Consider the following 17,117-nt stretch of genomic DNA (forward strand, 5'->3'; position numbering starts at 1 on the left):
AGAGAAGATGATTCATCGTGTCTTATCAAGCCCATGACCGCCGGTCATGGGGTGTTTTACAAATCAGCATCAGTTGCTTGCAACTCAAGTCACCGCAGGCTAACAGCTTGCCGGTCTTTATTTAGCCGTACACTTCTCTTCGCCTCACTTGCGTTTTCTATCGCACTCGCATGAACAACTAGTACTCACTCCCCTCGCTGCCGCATCGCTTCATACATCAAGACCGCTGCCGCGTTTGACGCATTCAACGAATCCACAATGCCCGACTTATTCGGGATCACCACCCTTTGTCCTCCATACTTATCCGCAGCTTCTAACCACATATTAGATAAGCCTCGATCCTCTGGCCCGATCACGATCGCAATCCCCCCACCCCCCCCAATTCCCTCGGCTCCTCGATTCCCGCGATCAGCCTCCAACCCCTTCCCATAATCTGCTTCGCGATAGTCCACCGCTCCCGCCGGCGTTGCCGCCAAAATCCGAACACGATTCTCAACCAACCACGCAATCACCTCTTCCTCATCCGCGCTAACCGTTGGCAAATCAAACACCGCCGCCGTACTCGTCCGAATCGCATTCGGATGTAACACATCCACCGGATACCCTGCTGTATTCGCCGCAATCACTGCATCAACACCCGCTGCCGCAGCAGTCCGCACCATCGCCCCAACATTCCCCGGCTTCTCCATCTGGACACAAACCAAATACACGCCCCCCTCCGTTGGCACTTCACCATCAACCGCACCACTAACCAATTTATCTAATCCCCAGTTAGGTGCTTCGAATATCGCCAGCAGGCCCTCCGGCCCATCCACATAACTTACCTTTTCCATCACTTCTCGATTCACCCCAAACAGCTTCACCCCATCCTCCCTACCCATCACGCGTGATAGAATCTCATCAACGCCAGCTTTCACCGCATCATCCTTACCCACCATCGTTTCGCACACATATATCTCGCGCATCACCAACCCCGCCATCACAGCGCGGCTGACCTCTCTCACCCCCTCAGCTAACACCACGCCCGCCGCACGACGCTTCCGCCCATTACGTAACCTCACCAATTCCTTAACCCGAGGATTTGTTCTGCTTGTGATCTCGATCATCTTCATTTCGTGACTCATAGGTTGGCTCACCCGCTTCTTATTTGATCGTGCTTCCCAAAGTTTCGTTGATAGCTGGTTTCTGAGGGAACGATACTTCACACATCCCCCCGTAGGCAAGCGTGAGCGAATCTTTCAGGTGCACGGGAAACCGAGTTTACACAACCCTTCCACATCTTCCCAAACGTGCGCGCAAATCGATCGTTAGCACACAAAGTTCATCAGTTTTGAGCCAAAACTTCGTCTTTAATCACTATTTTGAAGCATTCTTTGCCGTTTTGAGGTATTTTCTCAATTTTGAGAAAAATACATTAACCCCAATACCCCTAGATGCTTGCCGCTTTTCCACAGCGTGTTTGTGCGCAAAACAGCAAAATCAATACGCGCGTTTGGGCGCACAAAACCGCCGTGAAATCCAACAGCATTGCCTATTTATAATGCAAAACCAAGCGCTTTCTGAGTCATCACACAAAATCTTCAGCATGCTCTGGCATGATGCTTGCGCACAAAAAAACGCGGCAGCTGATCGTTTTCAGACTGCCGCGAATATATTCAATCCACCAATGTTCGTCCTGCAACCCGCTCGAAAGCATCTACGAACAAGACTCAACCATCATCTTATGCATCAATGCAGGATCAACATAAGCTCTCACTTTGAAAACTTTTAGATCGTCATCAAACTCCATCACCCAGCAATAAGTATTGCTCATGGTCTTGTGCTTAAAATCCGTCGGCAACGATACCATCTCAACCACTGCAACATTCTCATCCAGATAAACACGTTCGACATGCAGCATCGCACCATCTTTAACATCTTTATTTACAGGTACGTACGCGCCACTGCGAAAAACCTTCTTTCCCTTGTAAGTCCCCGCAAATGCGTGCGAACCCATAATCGTCCATTCCACATCGTCATGGACGTTCTCAAAGAACGCGTCAAAATCTGCATTCTCGATATGCTTAAACATCTGTTTTATAAGATCTTCTGTCAGTGTCATCTTTGTTGCCATTTCAATGAAATCCGATCTGCAAGCATGCACCGCAATTGGAATTACCAATGGGTTCATGAACCGTAAAAACTTATAAATCAATGATTTAACACCAGAGGTAGCAGCCCGGCTGCTCATATCGCGTGGTAAATCGATGCTAACACAGACGGATACATCAAATCAATACAAATACTAGGCAAGCTTTCTGCAGGAGTTGGGCTTGAAGCTGAAAAAAAATAATCTACTTAACTTAATGCCCATAAATAACTTAAGTTCATTGAACCCGAATCTTTACGCGGGAGCCAATTTTATTTTCGTCTACAAGCAATTCGGATGGTATAAATGTTTCTATAAGGATACATTTGAATATTCCGTATCCTCGCCGTGAATGTCACGACAAGATACAGAACTGGCGGTCTGGCGGACAGGTAAGTAGGCAAATAATCTTCTTACTCATTCAATGACAGTTGTTTGTATACAATAGTCACCAAACGAAATGTCCGTTGATCGAGCCGCAGCTATACGATAATCGAGGTTTTCAATGACACGACGTGCGCACTATGTCATTAGTACACACTGGGATCGTGAGTGGTATCAGCCATTCCAAGACTACCGTTTTCGCCTTGTCGAAATGCTCGACCAAGTGCTTGACGGTATCGAGTCCGGCCGCATGGTTGGTCCCTTCCAAACCGACGGACAAGCCATCATGCTCGAGGATTATCTCGAAGTTCGGCCCGAAAAACGCGCACAAATCCAACAATTCGCAAGAGAAGGCAAACTCATCATCGGCCCGTGGTACGTTCTACCAGACGAGTTCCTCGTCAGCGGCGAATCACTCGTTCGCAATATCCGAAAAGGTCGAGCGCTAGCACGCGCGTTCGGCGGTGTGCCGGGCAGCGCCGGTTTTGTCTGCGATCTGTTCGGACATAACAGCCAGATCCCACAGATATTTAAAAACGGTTTTGGTATCAAAGCCGGCATGCTTTGGCGCGGGAACAATGATATTGATGTGCGGTTATTGAACTGGGTTGGCGCGGATGGGACGAAGTGGCCGTGCTATCGCTTTGGGTTTGATGGGTATTGCGGGTACGCGATGCATGTACGTCAAGCGCATCGACATGATGTGGCTTTTGATGCGGATCAGGCTCGCGAGGATATCCGTAAGTTCATCGTTGATGAGGTGTTGCATACGAATCGGATCGGTGAGCCGGCGGTTGACTGCGCCCCTGCGGGCTGCAATATGGCGGTGGGCGCGAACGTTGCGAAGGCAGGACGTGAGGGATCGCCGTTGTTGGTTTTTGATGGCGGAGATCATCAGGGATGGGATGAACAATTTTACGAAATACTACGAGATGAATGGTTTGGTCGTGTGGTGCGTGTGCCGTTAGGTGAGGGTGATCGTGTTGGAGATGAGGGACAGAGCGGGGGGAATGAGGCGGTTGAGTTGGTGCATAGTTCGCTGGATGCATATGTGGCGGATTTGGTGAATGCGGTGGGTGAGAATGGTGAATTTATTGATCGGGAAGTTGTGGGTGAGCAGCGTGAGCCGGGGCTGCATGCGATAGGTGAGGATACGCAATGGCATATTCCGGGGACGCTGAGTAGTCGGGTTTGGATCAAGCAGTGGAATGCGCAATGTCAGGCGCTGTTGACCCAGTGGGCGGAGCCTTTAGGTGTGTTTGGTGAGGCGGCGATTGGCCGCGAATATCCGAAGGGGTTTTTGGATGTTGCGTGGGAGTGGTTGTTAAAGAATCATCCGCATGATTCGATTTGCGGTTGCAGTGTTGATCGTGTGCATGAGGATATGAAGTTCAGGTTTAGTCAGTGCGAGCAGATTGGGGAGCGGCTGAGCATGGAGACGATGCGGGCGGTGACGAGTTTTGTTGCGGGTGAGGTTGATGATGGAGAGTTAAGGTTTGGTGTGTTCAATGGTTTGCCAAGGGCGTTGGATGAGACGGTGGAGCTGGAGTTGGATATCCCAGTGGACAGTGAATTTTATCAGTGTCACGCGGCTATCTTGAGGGAGCCGATTTTCCATGTGATTGATGGGGAAGGTCTTGAGGTGCCGGTGCAAAAATTGGGGATGAAGCTGAACCAGAGCCGGTTGAAGATCAAGAGCGTGAAGCTGGCGAGTTCGGAAAATGTGCACCGTTTGAAGGTTTCGATGCCGGTGAAGATTGGGGGGTATGGGTATGCGGCGTATACGGTGAAGAAGGGAACTAAAGAAGGGCATGAACGGATGGGGATGGGGTTAGGTAGTGCGGATCATAACTGGCGGGCTGGGATGATGACGAGCGATCGGAGTATGTCTAATGGATTGATAGAGGTTAGTGCGAATGGGGGAGGTTCGCTTCGGGTGAAGGATTTGGAGAGTGGTGAGGTTTACGACCGGTTGCTGACGTTTGAGGATGGTGCGGATCGTGGTGATGGTTGGTATCACGGGCCGAGCGTGAATGATGAAATATATAGTAGTGTGGGGAGTGGGGGGAATCAGGTGAGTGTTGTGGCGGACGGGCCACATGTTGGAACGCTGCGGATGCGGACGGTGATGCGAGTTCCGAAGTGTTATATCAAGGGCGATATGGAATGCCGCAGTGAGGAGATGGTTGAACAGGTGATGGATAGTTATGTGACGATTCGTCCGGGGAAAAAGCGGATTGAGGTTGAGACGGTTGTGAAAAACGAGGCGAAGGATCATCGGGTCAGGGTGCTTTTACCGAGCGGCGCGAAGGGTGCGGAGACCTATCTTGCGGATAGTCAGTACGATGTGATTGAGCGTAAGATTGCGTTACGTGCGGATAATCATTTGTATCGCGAGCCTGAGCTTGAGACGAAGCCGATGGTTGGCTGGGCTGGGGTTGCGAATGGTAAGCGGGGGTTGGTTGTGCTGAGTGAGGGGTTGATGGAGTGTGCGGTGCAGGATAATGAGGAGCGCGTGGTGGCGTTGACGCTTTTTAGGGGAACGGAGCAAACGGTGATGACTGATGGCGAGCCGCGAGGACAGTTGCTCGGCAAGCTGCGGTTTAAGTACTGGGTTGAGTTTGTGGGTGAGGGTGAGATCAACCGTGAAGCGATGTGCTATCTGAGTCAGCAGTTGTTGGCGGGTGGTGAGAAGGGGATTGGTTGTGTGCGATCAGCACATCTGGGGCTGGAGGATGTTGCGTTTTATCGTGGACGTGATGCGGGGCGGCGGGCGGATTTGCCGTGGCGTAGTGATTGGCTGGAAGCTGAGGGCGCGGTGGTGAGTGCGGTCGAGAAGCGTCAGGTTCAGGGGCGTGATGGTTTGGAAATTCGCATGTTTAATCCGCAGGATGAGAAGTCGTGTGCGAGGTTGAAGTTGAACCGAGATTGGATTGATTTCAACGATGCGGTGCTGGTGGATATGGAGGGGAATGAGGTTGAGGGTGCGATTAAGGTGGAGGATAAGGATCAGGTTGTGGTGATGTTGGGGGCGAAGGGGATTGTGACAGTGAGGCTCATCCTTCCCCTCTGATCCCCCCCTGATCCCCCCTGGTTCCCCACTAAAAAATCCCTTTCGGTAGTTACGCCTAAGAAAGTGGCTGCCGGAAGGTTTGGGAAGCATGTGCTTTGCACGTTTGAAGGGAAATGGAGGGGGTGATTTTTGCAGGCTATTGAATTGATGAGTTGTTAGACACCCCACGACCGGCGGTCGTGGGCTTGGTGGTATTGCGGAAAGTTTGTTGAATAACGAATGTGATATGAGCGGGGGGTCTGGTGATCGGTGAAGGAGGGAGGTGGTGGTACAGGGGAAGTGTGGGTGTGGAATTGGGGCAGGGGGAACAGGGGGGGGGAGGGGGCAATCTGCGAGAAAAGAGGGGACATGGTGGTGGAAATGATGATAATGAGGTGAAACAAAGGGGCAGGCGATACGTCTATTTATTAGAGGTGGGCGAGGGGAGAATGAGGGGGTGGAAATGAGGTGGGTGGGCGTGGATCGAGAATCTTGTAGATAGCCTGTTAAAGATAAGCGAGCTGAGCGATGGAACAGAATGGTGGCAAGGTTTCGGAGGTTGTGCGGGGTGTTCAGCAGCGGCTGCGGATGATCGCGGTGGGGCGGATGAGCTATCGGGTGTGGCTGTGGGTGTTTGGTGCGATTATGGTGTTGATCGGGGTGAGCAAGATCACGGGGTGGGGGAGTGGGTATGTGAATTGGTGGATGGGCGGGGGGTTGGCTGTGGGCGGTGGGTTGCTGGCGGTGATTTTGGGTGGTGTTTTACACCGGCGTGTGGATGAGCGACGGAGTGCGCGGGCGATTGATGCGCATATGGGGACGAAGGATTTGTTTTTGACGGCAAGTGAGATGGGAGAGGATGAGCGGAAGGTTTTTGAGTTTAGTGGTTTGGTGGTGAGGGATGCGGAGATGAGTGCGGGGGAGGTGCGGGTTGGTGAGGTGGTGAAATGGGACCCGTGGTCGAAGATGGGGCGCGCGGGAGCGATGGGGTGTTTGATTTTGGGGATGGTGGCTTTTTTGCCGGAGCTGGATCTGTCGGGCGAGCAGGCGGTGGCTGAGAAAGCTGAGGCGGTGAAGAAAGAAATCGCGGTGGAGGTGAAGAAGGCGGAGAAGCGTGAGAAGGCTTTGGGGGAGAAGAAGTTGGATCAGGAGCTGAGTGATGAGACGTTGGCGAAGTTGGACGCGCTTCGTTTTGATTTGGAGGGGATGAAGCCAAAGGATCGGGCGGGGAACCGGCAGAAGTTGGCGAAGCACCAGGCGGAGCTAAGTGAGGCGTGGCAGGAAATTAAGAAGGCGAATTTGAAGTCGCTGCGGAGTGGTGGGTCGCGGATGGGCGGGCAGATGAATAAAGAGATGGCGGCGATGTTGAAGAAGCTGGATGCAGGTGATGCGGGGGATTTGGAGGCGGAGCTTGGGAAGATGGCGCAGATGGCGAAAGATATTCAGCAGACGAGCGATCCGATTGAGCAGGCTGAGAAGAAGGAAGCATTGAAGAAGAAGATCAAGCAGATGAGCTTGGTCATGAAGCGGAGCGGGAACAATACGGCACCAGTGGCGAAGGCGCTGCAGAATGCGCTGAATCATGTGAATCAGTCGAACAAGGCGGGGATGAATCAGCAGGCGATGAAGGCGGCGCAGAAGCAGTTGCAATTGAGCCAGCGAGAAATGCAGCTCTTGCAGCAGCGGATGAATGATATGGCGGCGATGAAGATGGCGATGAAGACGGCGCAGGCGGCGCAGCAGCTCAATCAGCAGCAGGGCGGTTTGAATGCGCAGCAGATGAAACAGGGGGCGAAGGGTGGCCAGGGGCAGCAGCAAGGACAACAGGGTAGCAAGCAAGGGGGGCAGGGTCAGAAGCAAGGGCAGGGCCAAAAACAGGGGCAGCAAGGCGGGAAGCAGAGTGGGCAAGGACAAGGGCAAGGCCAACAGGCCGGTGCGGGTCAGGGACAGAATGGGCAGGGGAGTGGTCAAGGTGCGGGGCAGATGGGGAGTAGTCGAACGATTCGGCCTGATCAGAAAAATGGGGGTGAGGGTGGTGGGAGTGTGTTGGCGCTACAGGCGTATCAGCAGTGGTATCATCAACAGCTGAAGTTTTCGAACTGTAAGAGTTGTAGTGGGACGGGGTGTTCGGTGTGTCGCGGGCCGTTGAAGGCGGGGAATGGGGGGATGGGTGGGCCGGGGCGTGGGCGCGGAGGTTTGGCGCCGGAGAATAATGCGATGAAGACAGGGTGGAAGAAGGAGATGGATGTGTCGCAGTTTGTGAAGGGTCGGATTTTGCATAGTGAGAAGACGGATGAGGATGCACCGGTGGGTGAGGTGATCAAGGCGTACCGGCCGAAGGCGGGCGAGGTGATGCAGGATGTGAGTGAAGCGATTAAGCGGCAGGAGATTCCGCCGGGGTATGAGGAGGCGATCAAGGGGTATTTTGAAGATATGAAGGATGAGGGGGAAGAGTAATCGGTGTATGCAGGCGAGGGGGGAGTGGGGGGGAGAGATTGGATTATGGTGTGAGGTGTGTTTTCGTCTAACTGTTTGTTAGTGTTGGGTATCGTTCTGAGGGTTTTAATGCGAAGGAAGTTGATTGATGAAATTGTTAATAGTGATGCTGGGCTTGGTGATGGGTGTCGTGTGCGGGGCTGTGAGCGGTTGTGATGGGGGGAGCGTCAAGGGGAAGGGCGGGAAAGAGGTGGTGGTGTATTGCGCGCATGATTCTGTGTATGCGGATGCGGTGCTGCGGAAGTTTGAGGCAGAGACAGGGATTAAGGTGAAGGTGAAGTATGACACGGAGGCGACGAAGTCGTTGGGTTTGACGGAGTTGTTGATTGCGGAAAAGGATCGCCCAAAGGCCGATGTGTTTTGGAATAATCAGTTGTTGGGGACGGCAGATCTTGCATCTAACGGTGTATTAGAAGGTTATCAAGGTGAGGGTTGGGAACGGATGCCGGAGGGGCTGAAGGATAAGGACGGGTTGTATACGGGGTTTGCGGGGCGGTTGCGGGTTGTGATTTATAATACGGATCGGTTTCCAGAGGGGATACACGATAAGACGATGTGGGATTTGTCGATTGGGGATTGGCCAGAGCGCGGGGCGATTGCGAAGCCGCTGTATGGGACGACGTTGAGCCATTATGCGGTGATGTGGGACTTGATGGGGGAGGCAGGTGTGAGGTTGTGGCATGAAGATTGGCGGGAACGGGGGATTGTTGAGAAAGGTGGGAACTCGACGGTGAAGAATCTGGTGGCGAATGGTGTGTGCGACTGGGGTTACACGGATACGGATGATTTTTATGTGGGGAAGGATAATGGGAAGCCGGTGGGGATGAGTCCGGCTTGGGTGGTTAGTAACGAGACGGATTATCAGGATACGTATGCGAAGATGGTTAATGGGAAGGACAGATTTGATTCGCCGCAGCCTGCGGTTGGAGCGACGCGTTGGACGATTTGTATTCCGAATACGGTGGGCTTGATTAAAGGTGCGAAGAACGATGCGAATGCGAAGTTGTTGATTGATTATTTGTTGAGTGAAGAAGTGGAGTTGATGTTGGCGAATTCAAAAGCGAGGCAGATTCCTTTGGGGGATGTGGATGAATCGAAGCTGAGCGATGAGGTGAAGCAGTTGAAGGAATGGGCGAAGGATGCTTACCCGATTGCAGGGTTGTTGGAGGAAAGGAATGCGGCATTGAGATGGTTGAAGGGGAAGTATTTGGGTGAAGATTAATAATGAGTTTTATAGATTTATGATCAAATTGATGAATCGGAGATATTGAAGGCGTGAGTTTTTGGCAGGTGATGATGTTGAGTGCGGGGAGAGCGGTTGTGATTGGCCTGCTGGGTGTTTTAGTGGGTGTTGGTGTTGCGTATATGTTGGGATGGGTATTGTCTGCTCGTCAAAAGGGTGGGAAAAAAATTGGGTTTGTTCAGTGGTGTGTGATGGGGATTGGGTTGGTCGTTGTTGCTGGGCCGATGGGGCTGCCAAGCTTGGTGGTGGGGTATGCGTGGGGTGATAGTGGTGTGGCGAGTGAGTTGGGAAACGTGTTGGGGTTGCCTATGGGTAAGTGGTTTGTAAAACAGGCGTGGTTGGCGGAGTTGTTGTATGGGGTGTTGTTGTTGGGGAGGTATGGCGTGGTGAGCGGGTTTGTGATGCGGTATGGGCCAAGCGGTGGTCATGATGGCGAGGGGGTATGGTGGGCGAAGCGTGTGGGAGGAGTGAAAGGGTTTTGGATGGGGTGTCAGGGGTGGATTGGGAGCGCGTTGATTGCGTTTTGTGGTGTGTTTTTGCTGGTGTTTGGCGAGTTTGAAATTGCGAGTTTGATGGGGCGGCCGACATGGTCGGTGTGGTTGTTTGACGCGCAGGTGGGGGGATTGGATGTGGGACGGGCGATGTTGAATGTGGTGTGGCCGATGGGGTTGCAGGTGCTGGTTGTGGGTGGTTGTGCGGTGTGGTATTTGCGGCGTGAAGGGCGGATCGGTGTGAATGATCGATGGGGATTACGTGATGAGGATCGGTGTGTAAGCTGGAAACTCTTGGCTGGGGCGGGATGGTGTTTGTTTGCGTTTTTAATGGTGGTGGGGTTGCCGATGTGGTATTTGATGAGCGAGGGTGTTGCAGGTGTAAGGGGTGTGATCGATGCAGGGATGTTTGAAGATGATTTGTGGTATAGCGGGGTGTATGCATTAATTGGGACGATGGGGGTTGGTGTGATATTGATCGCAATGTGGTGGGTGATGAGACGCGTGAAATGGATGAGCAGGGGCGGTGCGGATGTGGTGATTGGTGGGGTGGCGGCCATGGGATTATGTGGTGGGTTGATTGTGGGAATGGTGTTGGTGAGCTTTCGGCAATGGTTTGAAGGGCTGACTGGGAATGACTTTTTTAGTGATGTCGTTGTTGGTGAATGGTTATTAATTGGGATGGGGTTGATGGTAGTGCTATTACCAATGGGTTGGGTGCTTGGGTTGCTTGCGCGGGCGAAGCGTGAGAGGCAATCGATATATGTTGCAAAGATGATGTGGGGAGGTGGAGTGGATCGGTATATAAGGTGGCGAGGGTTTGGGATTTGGTGGCGGAAGTATGGTCGGGTTTGGTATTGGGTTGGCGCGTATGTGTTTTTTCAGGGATTTTTTGAGTTGAGTGCGAGTGCGGTGTTGTATCCGGCGGGGGGTACGCCGGCGGGAGTGCGGATGTACAATCTGATGCATTACGGACAGAGCCAAGTATTGAGTGGGATGGTTTTGTTGAGTTTACTGGCGTGCGGTGGTGTGGTTTTGATTGGAAACGTTGTGGTGGGGGTTGCTGTGAAGTGTGGTGGTCGATTTTGGTTTCAATGGGCGGGGATGAGAGGATGAGTATGCGGGCTGAAGTGAAGACATTGTGGCGGTTTGAGGATGGGTGGAAAGGGAAGGGAGAAGGTGCGCGATTGAAGGGGGTGAGTTGTGAGATTAAAGAGGGGGTGACGGCGGTGGTGGGGTGTTCAGGTGCGGGGAAGAGTTCGCTTTTAAATGTGATGGTTGGGTTTGATAAGTTGGATAGGGGAAAGGTTTTTTGTAGTGAGAAGTGTATTGGTTGGGTGCCACAGGATGGTGGGTTGTGGCGCGGAATGACGGTGGAAGGGCATGTTAAGGCGGTGCTATGTCAGAGTGGCGAGGTGTTTTGTCCGGGTGGTGCTGAGGATGTGGTTCGAGTCGAAAAGATTGGGTGGGATGAGGTGGTGAGGCGTTGGTTGGTTGTATTTGGATTGGAAGGTTTGGAGAAGCGTGTGGTTGGCCGATTGTCGGGTGGAGAGCGGGCGCGATTGAGTGTTGTGCGTGCGCTGGTGATGTGTAGTGGTGTGGATGGAGTGGGGGGGACGGTGGTGATGGATGAGCCGATGGTTTCGGTAGGGCGAGGGGATGCGCGGCGGTACTGGGAAGTGATACGGCGGTGGCGAGTGGTGACGGGTGGAAATGTGGTTTTTTCGACGCATTTTCCGGAATTGGTGATACGGGAAGCGGACAGCATCGTCTGTATGGATGAAGGGGAGGTTGTTTTTGAGGGTGCGTTGGAGGCGTTGTATGAGCGGCCTGCGAGTGAGAGATTGGGCGCGTTTTTGGGTGAGTTGAATTGGTTTGAAGTCGGGGAACATGAGGGGGTTATTGGGGGGGTGAGGCCGGAGCAGCTGATGGTCGAGGTTGCTGAAGATTCTGGGTTTGGGGTTGTCGTCGGGAGTGAGCGATTGGGTGTGATCGTGGAGACTGTGGTGCGGTTAGATCATGGGGCTATGAAAAGGTTATTGCATGTGGGGGATGTTATGAAGCAAGGGGACCGGGTTGAGGTGAATGTGATGAGACGTTCAAGAAGAACTAATCGAGCATTAGATTATTGCGATGATAGAAAATGATGTTGTTTGCGAGATATATGTTTTAAATTTTGAATAATGAATTTTTGAAATGCGCAAAAGACAGATAAAAAGTACGAGTGAATCTATTCGAGGGTGGTCAGCTGTTGTATGGTTGTGTTGCGCCGTTTTGGGTGTACTGATCATGGTTGGATGTGTAGAGAAGCAAGAGTCGGGGGATGGGCGAGAGGATATTCTTGAACTGGATATTGCTGAAGTCAGGCGGTGGGTGGTGCCGGCTGAGGGGTCAGGTGTGCCTGCGCCGAGGAGTATTACGATTGGGCCTGACGATCAGGTGTTGGTGTTGGATAATGGTGGAAGAGTATTAGTCTATTCGAAGGATGGTACGTTTTTGAAGCGGTGGGACATGCCGACGAATGAGGATGGAAATCCAGAGGGGGCGTGTTGGCTGCGGGATGGGCGAATTGTGGTTGCGGATACACATTATTACCGGTTAGTTGTGTTTAATGAACATGGTGATGTGGTTGAGATGCGAGGTGAGAAGAGTGAGAGTGGTGAAGCTGGGAAGTATATTTTCCCGGTGGATATTGTGCAGGATAAAGAAGATGGGCGCGTGTATGTTGCGGAGTATGGTGGGAATGATCGTGTTCAGGTATTTGAAGAGGACGGATCGTATGTGATGAGTTTTGGGAAGATGGGGACTGGGCCGGGTGAGTTTCAGCGATGTGCGGGGATGTTTTTGAGGGGCGATGAGGTTTGGGTGGCAGATGCGGTGAATGGTCGGGTCCATATTTTTGGGAAAGATGGTGGATTTAGAAGGATGTTGGGGCAGGAGAAAAAGATTGATGATATTTCATCTAATGGTGAGATAGATGTGATCGCGGGGAGTGATGATGGATTAAGGCGGGGGCCATGGGGTGAATTGATTTTTAACTACCCGTACGACATCGCGGAGGGTGATGATGGTGTTTATGTGCTTGAGTGGGGCGGTGGGCGGTTTGTTAAAGTTGGATTTGATGGTGAAGTGAAGGGTTATTATGGGGAGCCGGGAAGTAAGTTGGGAGAGTTTCGGACGCCGTGGGGGATTGGTGTGGATTCGCGTGGGAAGTTGAGGGTGGCGGACACAGAGAATCGACGTATTGTGGAGGTGGTCCTTGAATAGCATGATGAAAATATTCCGGATGATGAGGTATGGGTTGGTTCCGCCGAGTCGAGGTGAGGTGTTGCCGCGGAATTTGCTGTCGGTCGTTTTGTTTGCGGCAGTATATGGGATGATTATTTTGGGTGTTGTAATGATGGAGTGGGTGGTCTTTACGTGGTTAAGCGCGTTTTGGTTGATGTTGCTTGGGTTATGGGTGTGGTGGATTGACGTGTGTGGGTATGGTGGATTGAGGGGGTGGCGAAAAGAAGTGGTGCTGTGGATGAGGTTAGGGTTGTTGGGGCTGTTTGTGGCGCTGCTTGCGGAGCCGCGGATGGTGAGAAAAGATGATTCGCTTTCTGTTGTTTTCTTGATGGATCAATCGCAGTCTATGCGGCGTGAGGCGGTGGAAGAAGCGAAGCGGTTTATGGTGAAGATTGCGAATGAGAAACCAGAGAAGGATGCGGTGGGTGTGCTGACTTTTGGGAAGGGTGCAGCGGTTGAGCTTCCGCCAGCGGAATCCTTTATGTTTGAAGGGGAATATGCGCTGGGGGTCGCGCGAGATGGGACGAATCTTGAGAAGGGGTTGCGGTTGGCGGGTGCGGTGTTGCCAGATGATAGGCCGGGGAAGATTGTGCTGGTCAGCGATGGGGTGAGTACGGAAGGAAATCTGGATGGCGTGTTGCGTCAGCTTAAGGCGAGAGATGTTCAGGTTGATGTTTTAACGGTGGATTATAAATATGACAGAGAGGTTTTGGTTGAACGGTTGGAGATGCCGCGTGCGGTGAAGATGGGGGAGACTTATGAGGCGGCGGGGATTATACGGGCAGAGAAAGAGGGGAAGGGGAAGCTGTCTTTGATGGAGAATGGGCGGGTGATTTGGCAGGATGAGGTCGAGTATCACTATGGAAAGAATCGGTATAACATTCCGATTTACATGCGGAATCCGGGGTATTACACGTATGAACTGACGATGGATGCTGGGGAAGGTGAAGACGAGATTTCGGAAAATAACCGGGCGATCAATTATTTGTATCTGCAAGGTGAGGGCAGGGTGCTCATGGTGGTTGAGCCGGGTGGGAATGAACAGGACTATCTGTCGGTTAGGCAAGCGTTGTTAGAGAGTGATCGTGCTGTTGAAGTGGTTGATGCGTTTGGGCTTCCGGATGACCCGTTAGCGTATTTGATGTATGACTGTGTGATGTTTTTGAATGTTGGGGCAGAACATTTTTCAGGGGCGCAGATGGGGGCAGTGAAAGAGGCGGTGGAGCGTCATGGTGTGGGTTTTGTCATGGTTGGTGGTGAGAACAGTTATGGGCCGGGCGGGTATAACCGAACGTTGGTTGAAGAAATTTTACCGGTGAGTATGGATGTAACGCAGCGTAAAGTATTGCCGAAGGCTGCGCTCGCGATTGTGCTACATACATGTGAGTTTCCGGATGGGAATACATGGGGTAAGCGGATTACAAAAGCTGCGATTAAGGTGTTAAGCCAAGAAGATGATATAGGTGTGTTGGTGTATGACTATCAGGGTGGTGAGTCATGGTTGTTTAATTTGACGCCGGCACGTAATTTCCCAATTTTGGCGAAGCAGATTAACGGGGCTCAGATTGGTGACATGCCATCGTTTGCACCGACGATGCGGATGGCGTACCAATCGTTGGCTAAGAGTGATGCTTCGATGAAGCATGTCATTATTATTTCAGACGGTGATCCGCAGCCGCCTTCGCCATCATTGCTCAATAAGTTCATGAAGTCGAAGATCAGTGTTTCGACAGTTGCGGTGTTTCCGCATGGGAACAGTGTGGGGGTCATGAAGCAGATCGCGAATGCGACAGGCGGGCGATTTTATTATCCGAAGAATGCGAATTTACTGCCACAGATATTTATTAAGGAAGCAAAGACGCTTCGTAAGAGCATGATCCAGAATAAGGAGTTTTTGCCTGAAGCAGTTTATCCATCAGGAGTGCTTAAGGGTATCGATACGATGCCGAGTTTGCAGGGCTATGTGATTACGACGCCGAAGGGTAGGGCGACGACTATATTAGAGGTGCCGGATAGCGAAGATCGAGATCCGGTTTTGAGTGAGTGGCAGTTCGGTTTAGGTAAGACCGCTGCGTTTACATCTGATTTATCGCCGAACTGGGGGAAAAATTGGGTTAATTGGGATAGCTATAAAGCGTTTGTGCATCAGATGGTGACGAACGTTGCGCGTGTGAAGGAGCAGAGTAATCTGCGGATGCAGTTAGTGGCGGATGGTGGACGCGGATTGATTTTAATCGAAGACTATTCGGCGGATAGTCGATTTTTAGAGGTAGGCGCGAAGGTGAAGCGGCCTGACGGTAAGGATGAAGTGGTTAAGTTAGAGCAGGTTGGGCCACGCCGTTATGAGGGAGAGTTTGAATTAATGGGTGAGGGGCGATATGAAGTGGCGGTACTAGGTGAAACGGGGAGTGGTGAGGAAGCAGTAGAGGAAAAAACATATGGGGGATTGATGGTGGCGTATTCACAGGAGTATCTACGATTACGATCAAATCCGATCACGATGGAGAAGATTGCGCAGGCAACGGGGGGTGAGGTGCTGACAGGTGAGGAGGAGGTTGAGGATATTTTTGAAGAGGAGCGAGAGGCGAAGGCAAGATCGAAGCCGGTCTTTGATTGGTTCCTGCTGATCTTGGCGTGCATGATTCCGATTGATGTAGGAATACGCCGGATACAAATTGATTGGACAGTTATTCGTGAAATGATTGGATTTAAAAAAGCAACGGAAGTATCACGTGAGACGTATTCGAGTTTACTTTCGCGGAAAGAAGGGGCGAGAGAACGATTGTATCAGAGTGACTCGCTTGAGAAGGCTCGGATGGAGCAACAGGATGTACCAGATCTTGACGAGTCTAATCAAGTGTTAGTTGGTGTTAGTGGTAAAGATGAAAATGACGATGATATGGGCACGTCGGAAACGATGTCGCGATTAGCAGCAAAAAGACGCGAGGTGCGCGATGCGCATGATAAAGGATAATAAAAATGAATGAGCAAACAGTTGAGAACGGAGCGGTGCAGGGTGCTGACTTAGAACAGCAGGCGGCTTTATTTCGGCGGGAATTTACAGCTATTCGTAATGAAGTAGAAAAGGTGATTATTGGGCAGGCACGCGTGGTTGGAAGTGTTCTGACTGCGATGTTTTGCGGCGGGAATGTGCTGCTTGAGGGTGTTCCGGGATTAGGCAAGACGGAATTAGTGAAGGCTTTGAGTCGAGTTTTGGAGCTTGATTTTAGCCGTATTCAGTTTACGCCTGACCTGATGCCTGCAGATATCATCGGGACAAACGTGATGGCGAACAAAGAGAATGAGGGCGGTTCGGGAGGTGGGTATCGAATCGAGTTTCGTAAGGGGCCCATTTTTACGCAATTACTTTTGGCAGATGAGATTAACCGTGCTACGCCAAAAACTCAATCCGCGCTACTGGAGACGATGCAAGAGAAAACAGTGACTGTGAGTGGGCGGACGTACCAGTTGGAGTTACCGTTCTTTGTACTGGCAACTCAAAACCCACTAGAGCAGGAGGGGACATATCCGTTGCCTGAGGCACAGCTTGACCGTTTTATGTTTAAGGTAAACGTCCCGTTTCTGGAGCGTGAAGGTTTGAATGAGGTTGTGAACCGGACAATCCTGAAGCGATCACAACCTATCGGGAAGGTGATTGATGGCAAGCGGATTATGGAATTAGGGAAAATTTTAGAGCAAGTGGTTGTGACAGATTCTGTTAGAGATTTTGCATGCCGTTTGGTGTTGGCGACACATCCACATAGTGAGTTTGCTTCTGATGAGGTAAAGAATTTTGTTAACTGGGGAGCGAGTCCGCGTGCGGCGCAGGCGTTGATTAAGGCGGCTCGCGTGAAGGCTCTTGCAGAGGGACGTGTGCATGTTGCGCATGAGGATGTGCAAGCGTGGGCAGTTGAGGTATTGCAGCATCGTGTGCTTTTGAATTACGACGGTCAGGCAGAACGGATTGATGTGGCGCAATTAGTAGAACAGATCGTTGGGAATCTGATCAAGATGTAAACCTGGTAGGGTGTTTGT

General features: G+C 51.6%; 10 protein-coding genes. 8 read left to right on the plus strand and 2 right to left on the minus strand.

Annotation, left to right across the window (positions count from 1 at the left end; translation table 11 throughout):
• Positions 1 to 185: 185 nt before the first annotated feature.
• Complete coding sequence (locus KS4_RS01900; protein ID WP_145073817.1) at positions 186 to 1,124, minus strand: TrmH family RNA methyltransferase; 939 nt, start codon at positions 1,122 to 1,124, stop codon at positions 186 to 188.
• A gap of 572 nt (positions 1,125 to 1,696) precedes the next feature.
• Positions 1,697 to 2,113: a nuclear transport factor 2 family protein gene (locus KS4_RS01905; RefSeq protein WP_145073820.1), complete on the minus strand. Its 417-nt coding sequence runs from the start codon at positions 2,111 to 2,113 to the stop codon at positions 1,697 to 1,699.
• A 520-nt stretch (positions 2,114 to 2,633) separates the two neighbouring features.
• Here KS4_RS01905 and KS4_RS01910 point away from each other — a divergent pair.
• From KS4_RS01910 to KS4_RS01945, 8 genes are all read left to right on the plus strand, one after another.
• Entirely contained in the window at positions 2,634 to 5,585 is a 2,952-nt protein-coding gene (locus KS4_RS01910; RefSeq protein ID WP_145073823.1) for a glycoside hydrolase family 38 N-terminal domain-containing protein, read from the plus strand.
• Between the two features lie 507 nt (positions 5,586 to 6,092).
• Positions 6,093 to 8,021 carry a hypothetical protein gene (locus KS4_RS17415; RefSeq protein WP_200761466.1) on the plus strand — a complete coding sequence of 643 codons (1,929 nt, stop codon included), beginning with the start codon at positions 6,093 to 6,095 and terminating at the stop codon, positions 8,019 to 8,021.
• Positions 8,022 to 8,148: 127 nt separating this feature from the next.
• Complete coding sequence (locus KS4_RS01920) at positions 8,149 to 9,282, plus strand: extracellular solute-binding protein (protein WP_145073826.1); 1,134 nt, start codon at positions 8,149 to 8,151, stop codon at positions 9,280 to 9,282.
• Positions 9,283 to 9,335: 53 nt separating this feature from the next.
• A complete protein-coding gene (locus tag KS4_RS01925; RefSeq protein ID WP_145073829.1) occupies positions 9,336 to 10,910 on the plus strand; it encodes an ABC transporter permease family protein in 1,575 nt (524 codons plus the stop codon).
• Positions 10,907 to 11,941, plus strand: coding sequence for an ATP-binding cassette domain-containing protein (locus KS4_RS01930; RefSeq protein WP_200761467.1), 1,035 nt, complete (start codon positions 10,907 to 10,909; stop codon positions 11,939 to 11,941). The genes KS4_RS01925 and KS4_RS01930 overlap by 4 nt, the downstream gene beginning before the upstream one ends.
• Before the next feature lie 142 nt (positions 11,942 to 12,083).
• The gene (locus KS4_RS01935; protein ID WP_145073834.1) at positions 12,084 to 13,061 is read left to right on the plus strand and encodes a 6-bladed beta-propeller; all 978 of its coding nucleotides are present in this window, start codon (positions 12,084 to 12,086) and stop codon (positions 13,059 to 13,061) included.
• A 1-nt stretch (position 13,062) separates the two neighbouring features.
• Entirely contained in the window at positions 13,063 to 16,056 is a 2,994-nt protein-coding gene (locus KS4_RS01940; RefSeq protein WP_234698874.1) for a VWA domain-containing protein, read from the plus strand.
• A 5-nt stretch (positions 16,057 to 16,061) separates the two neighbouring features.
• Entirely contained in the window at positions 16,062 to 17,099 is a 1,038-nt protein-coding gene (locus tag KS4_RS01945) for an AAA family ATPase (protein WP_145073840.1), read from the plus strand.
• The last annotated feature ends 18 nt before the right edge of the window (positions 17,100 to 17,117 follow it).

It is taken from the genome of Poriferisphaera corsica, from assembly GCF_007747445.1.
Classification (GTDB): Bacteria; Planctomycetota; Phycisphaerae; order Phycisphaerales; family Phycisphaeraceae; genus Poriferisphaera; species Poriferisphaera corsica.

Bases quoted from the DNA above. Each gene is read 5' to 3' on its own strand.
- KS4_RS01935 (WP_145073834.1), top strand. From the start codon at position 12,084: ATGGTTGGATGTGTAGAGAAGCAAGAGTCGGGGGATGGGCGAGAGGAT.
- KS4_RS01930 (WP_200761467.1), top strand. From the start codon at position 10,907: ATGAGTATGCGGGCTGAAGTGAAGACATTGTGGCGGTTTGAGGATGGG.
- KS4_RS01905 (WP_145073820.1), bottom strand. From the start codon at position 2,113: ATGGCAACAAAGATGACACTGACAGAAGATCTTATAAAACAGATGTTT.
- KS4_RS01920 (WP_145073826.1), top strand. From the start codon at position 8,149: ATGAAATTGTTAATAGTGATGCTGGGCTTGGTGATGGGTGTCGTGTGC.
- KS4_RS01900 (WP_145073817.1), bottom strand. From the start codon at position 1,124: ATGAGTCACGAAATGAAGATGATCGAGATCACAAGCAGAACAAATCCT.
- KS4_RS01910 (WP_145073823.1), top strand. From the start codon at position 2,634: ATGACACGACGTGCGCACTATGTCATTAGTACACACTGGGATCGTGAG.
- KS4_RS01945 (WP_145073840.1), top strand. From the start codon at position 16,062: ATGAATGAGCAAACAGTTGAGAACGGAGCGGTGCAGGGTGCTGACTTA.
- KS4_RS17415 (WP_200761466.1), top strand. From the start codon at position 6,093: ATGGAACAGAATGGTGGCAAGGTTTCGGAGGTTGTGCGGGGTGTTCAG.
- KS4_RS01940 (WP_234698874.1), top strand. From the start codon at position 13,063: ATGATGAAAATATTCCGGATGATGAGGTATGGGTTGGTTCCGCCGAGT.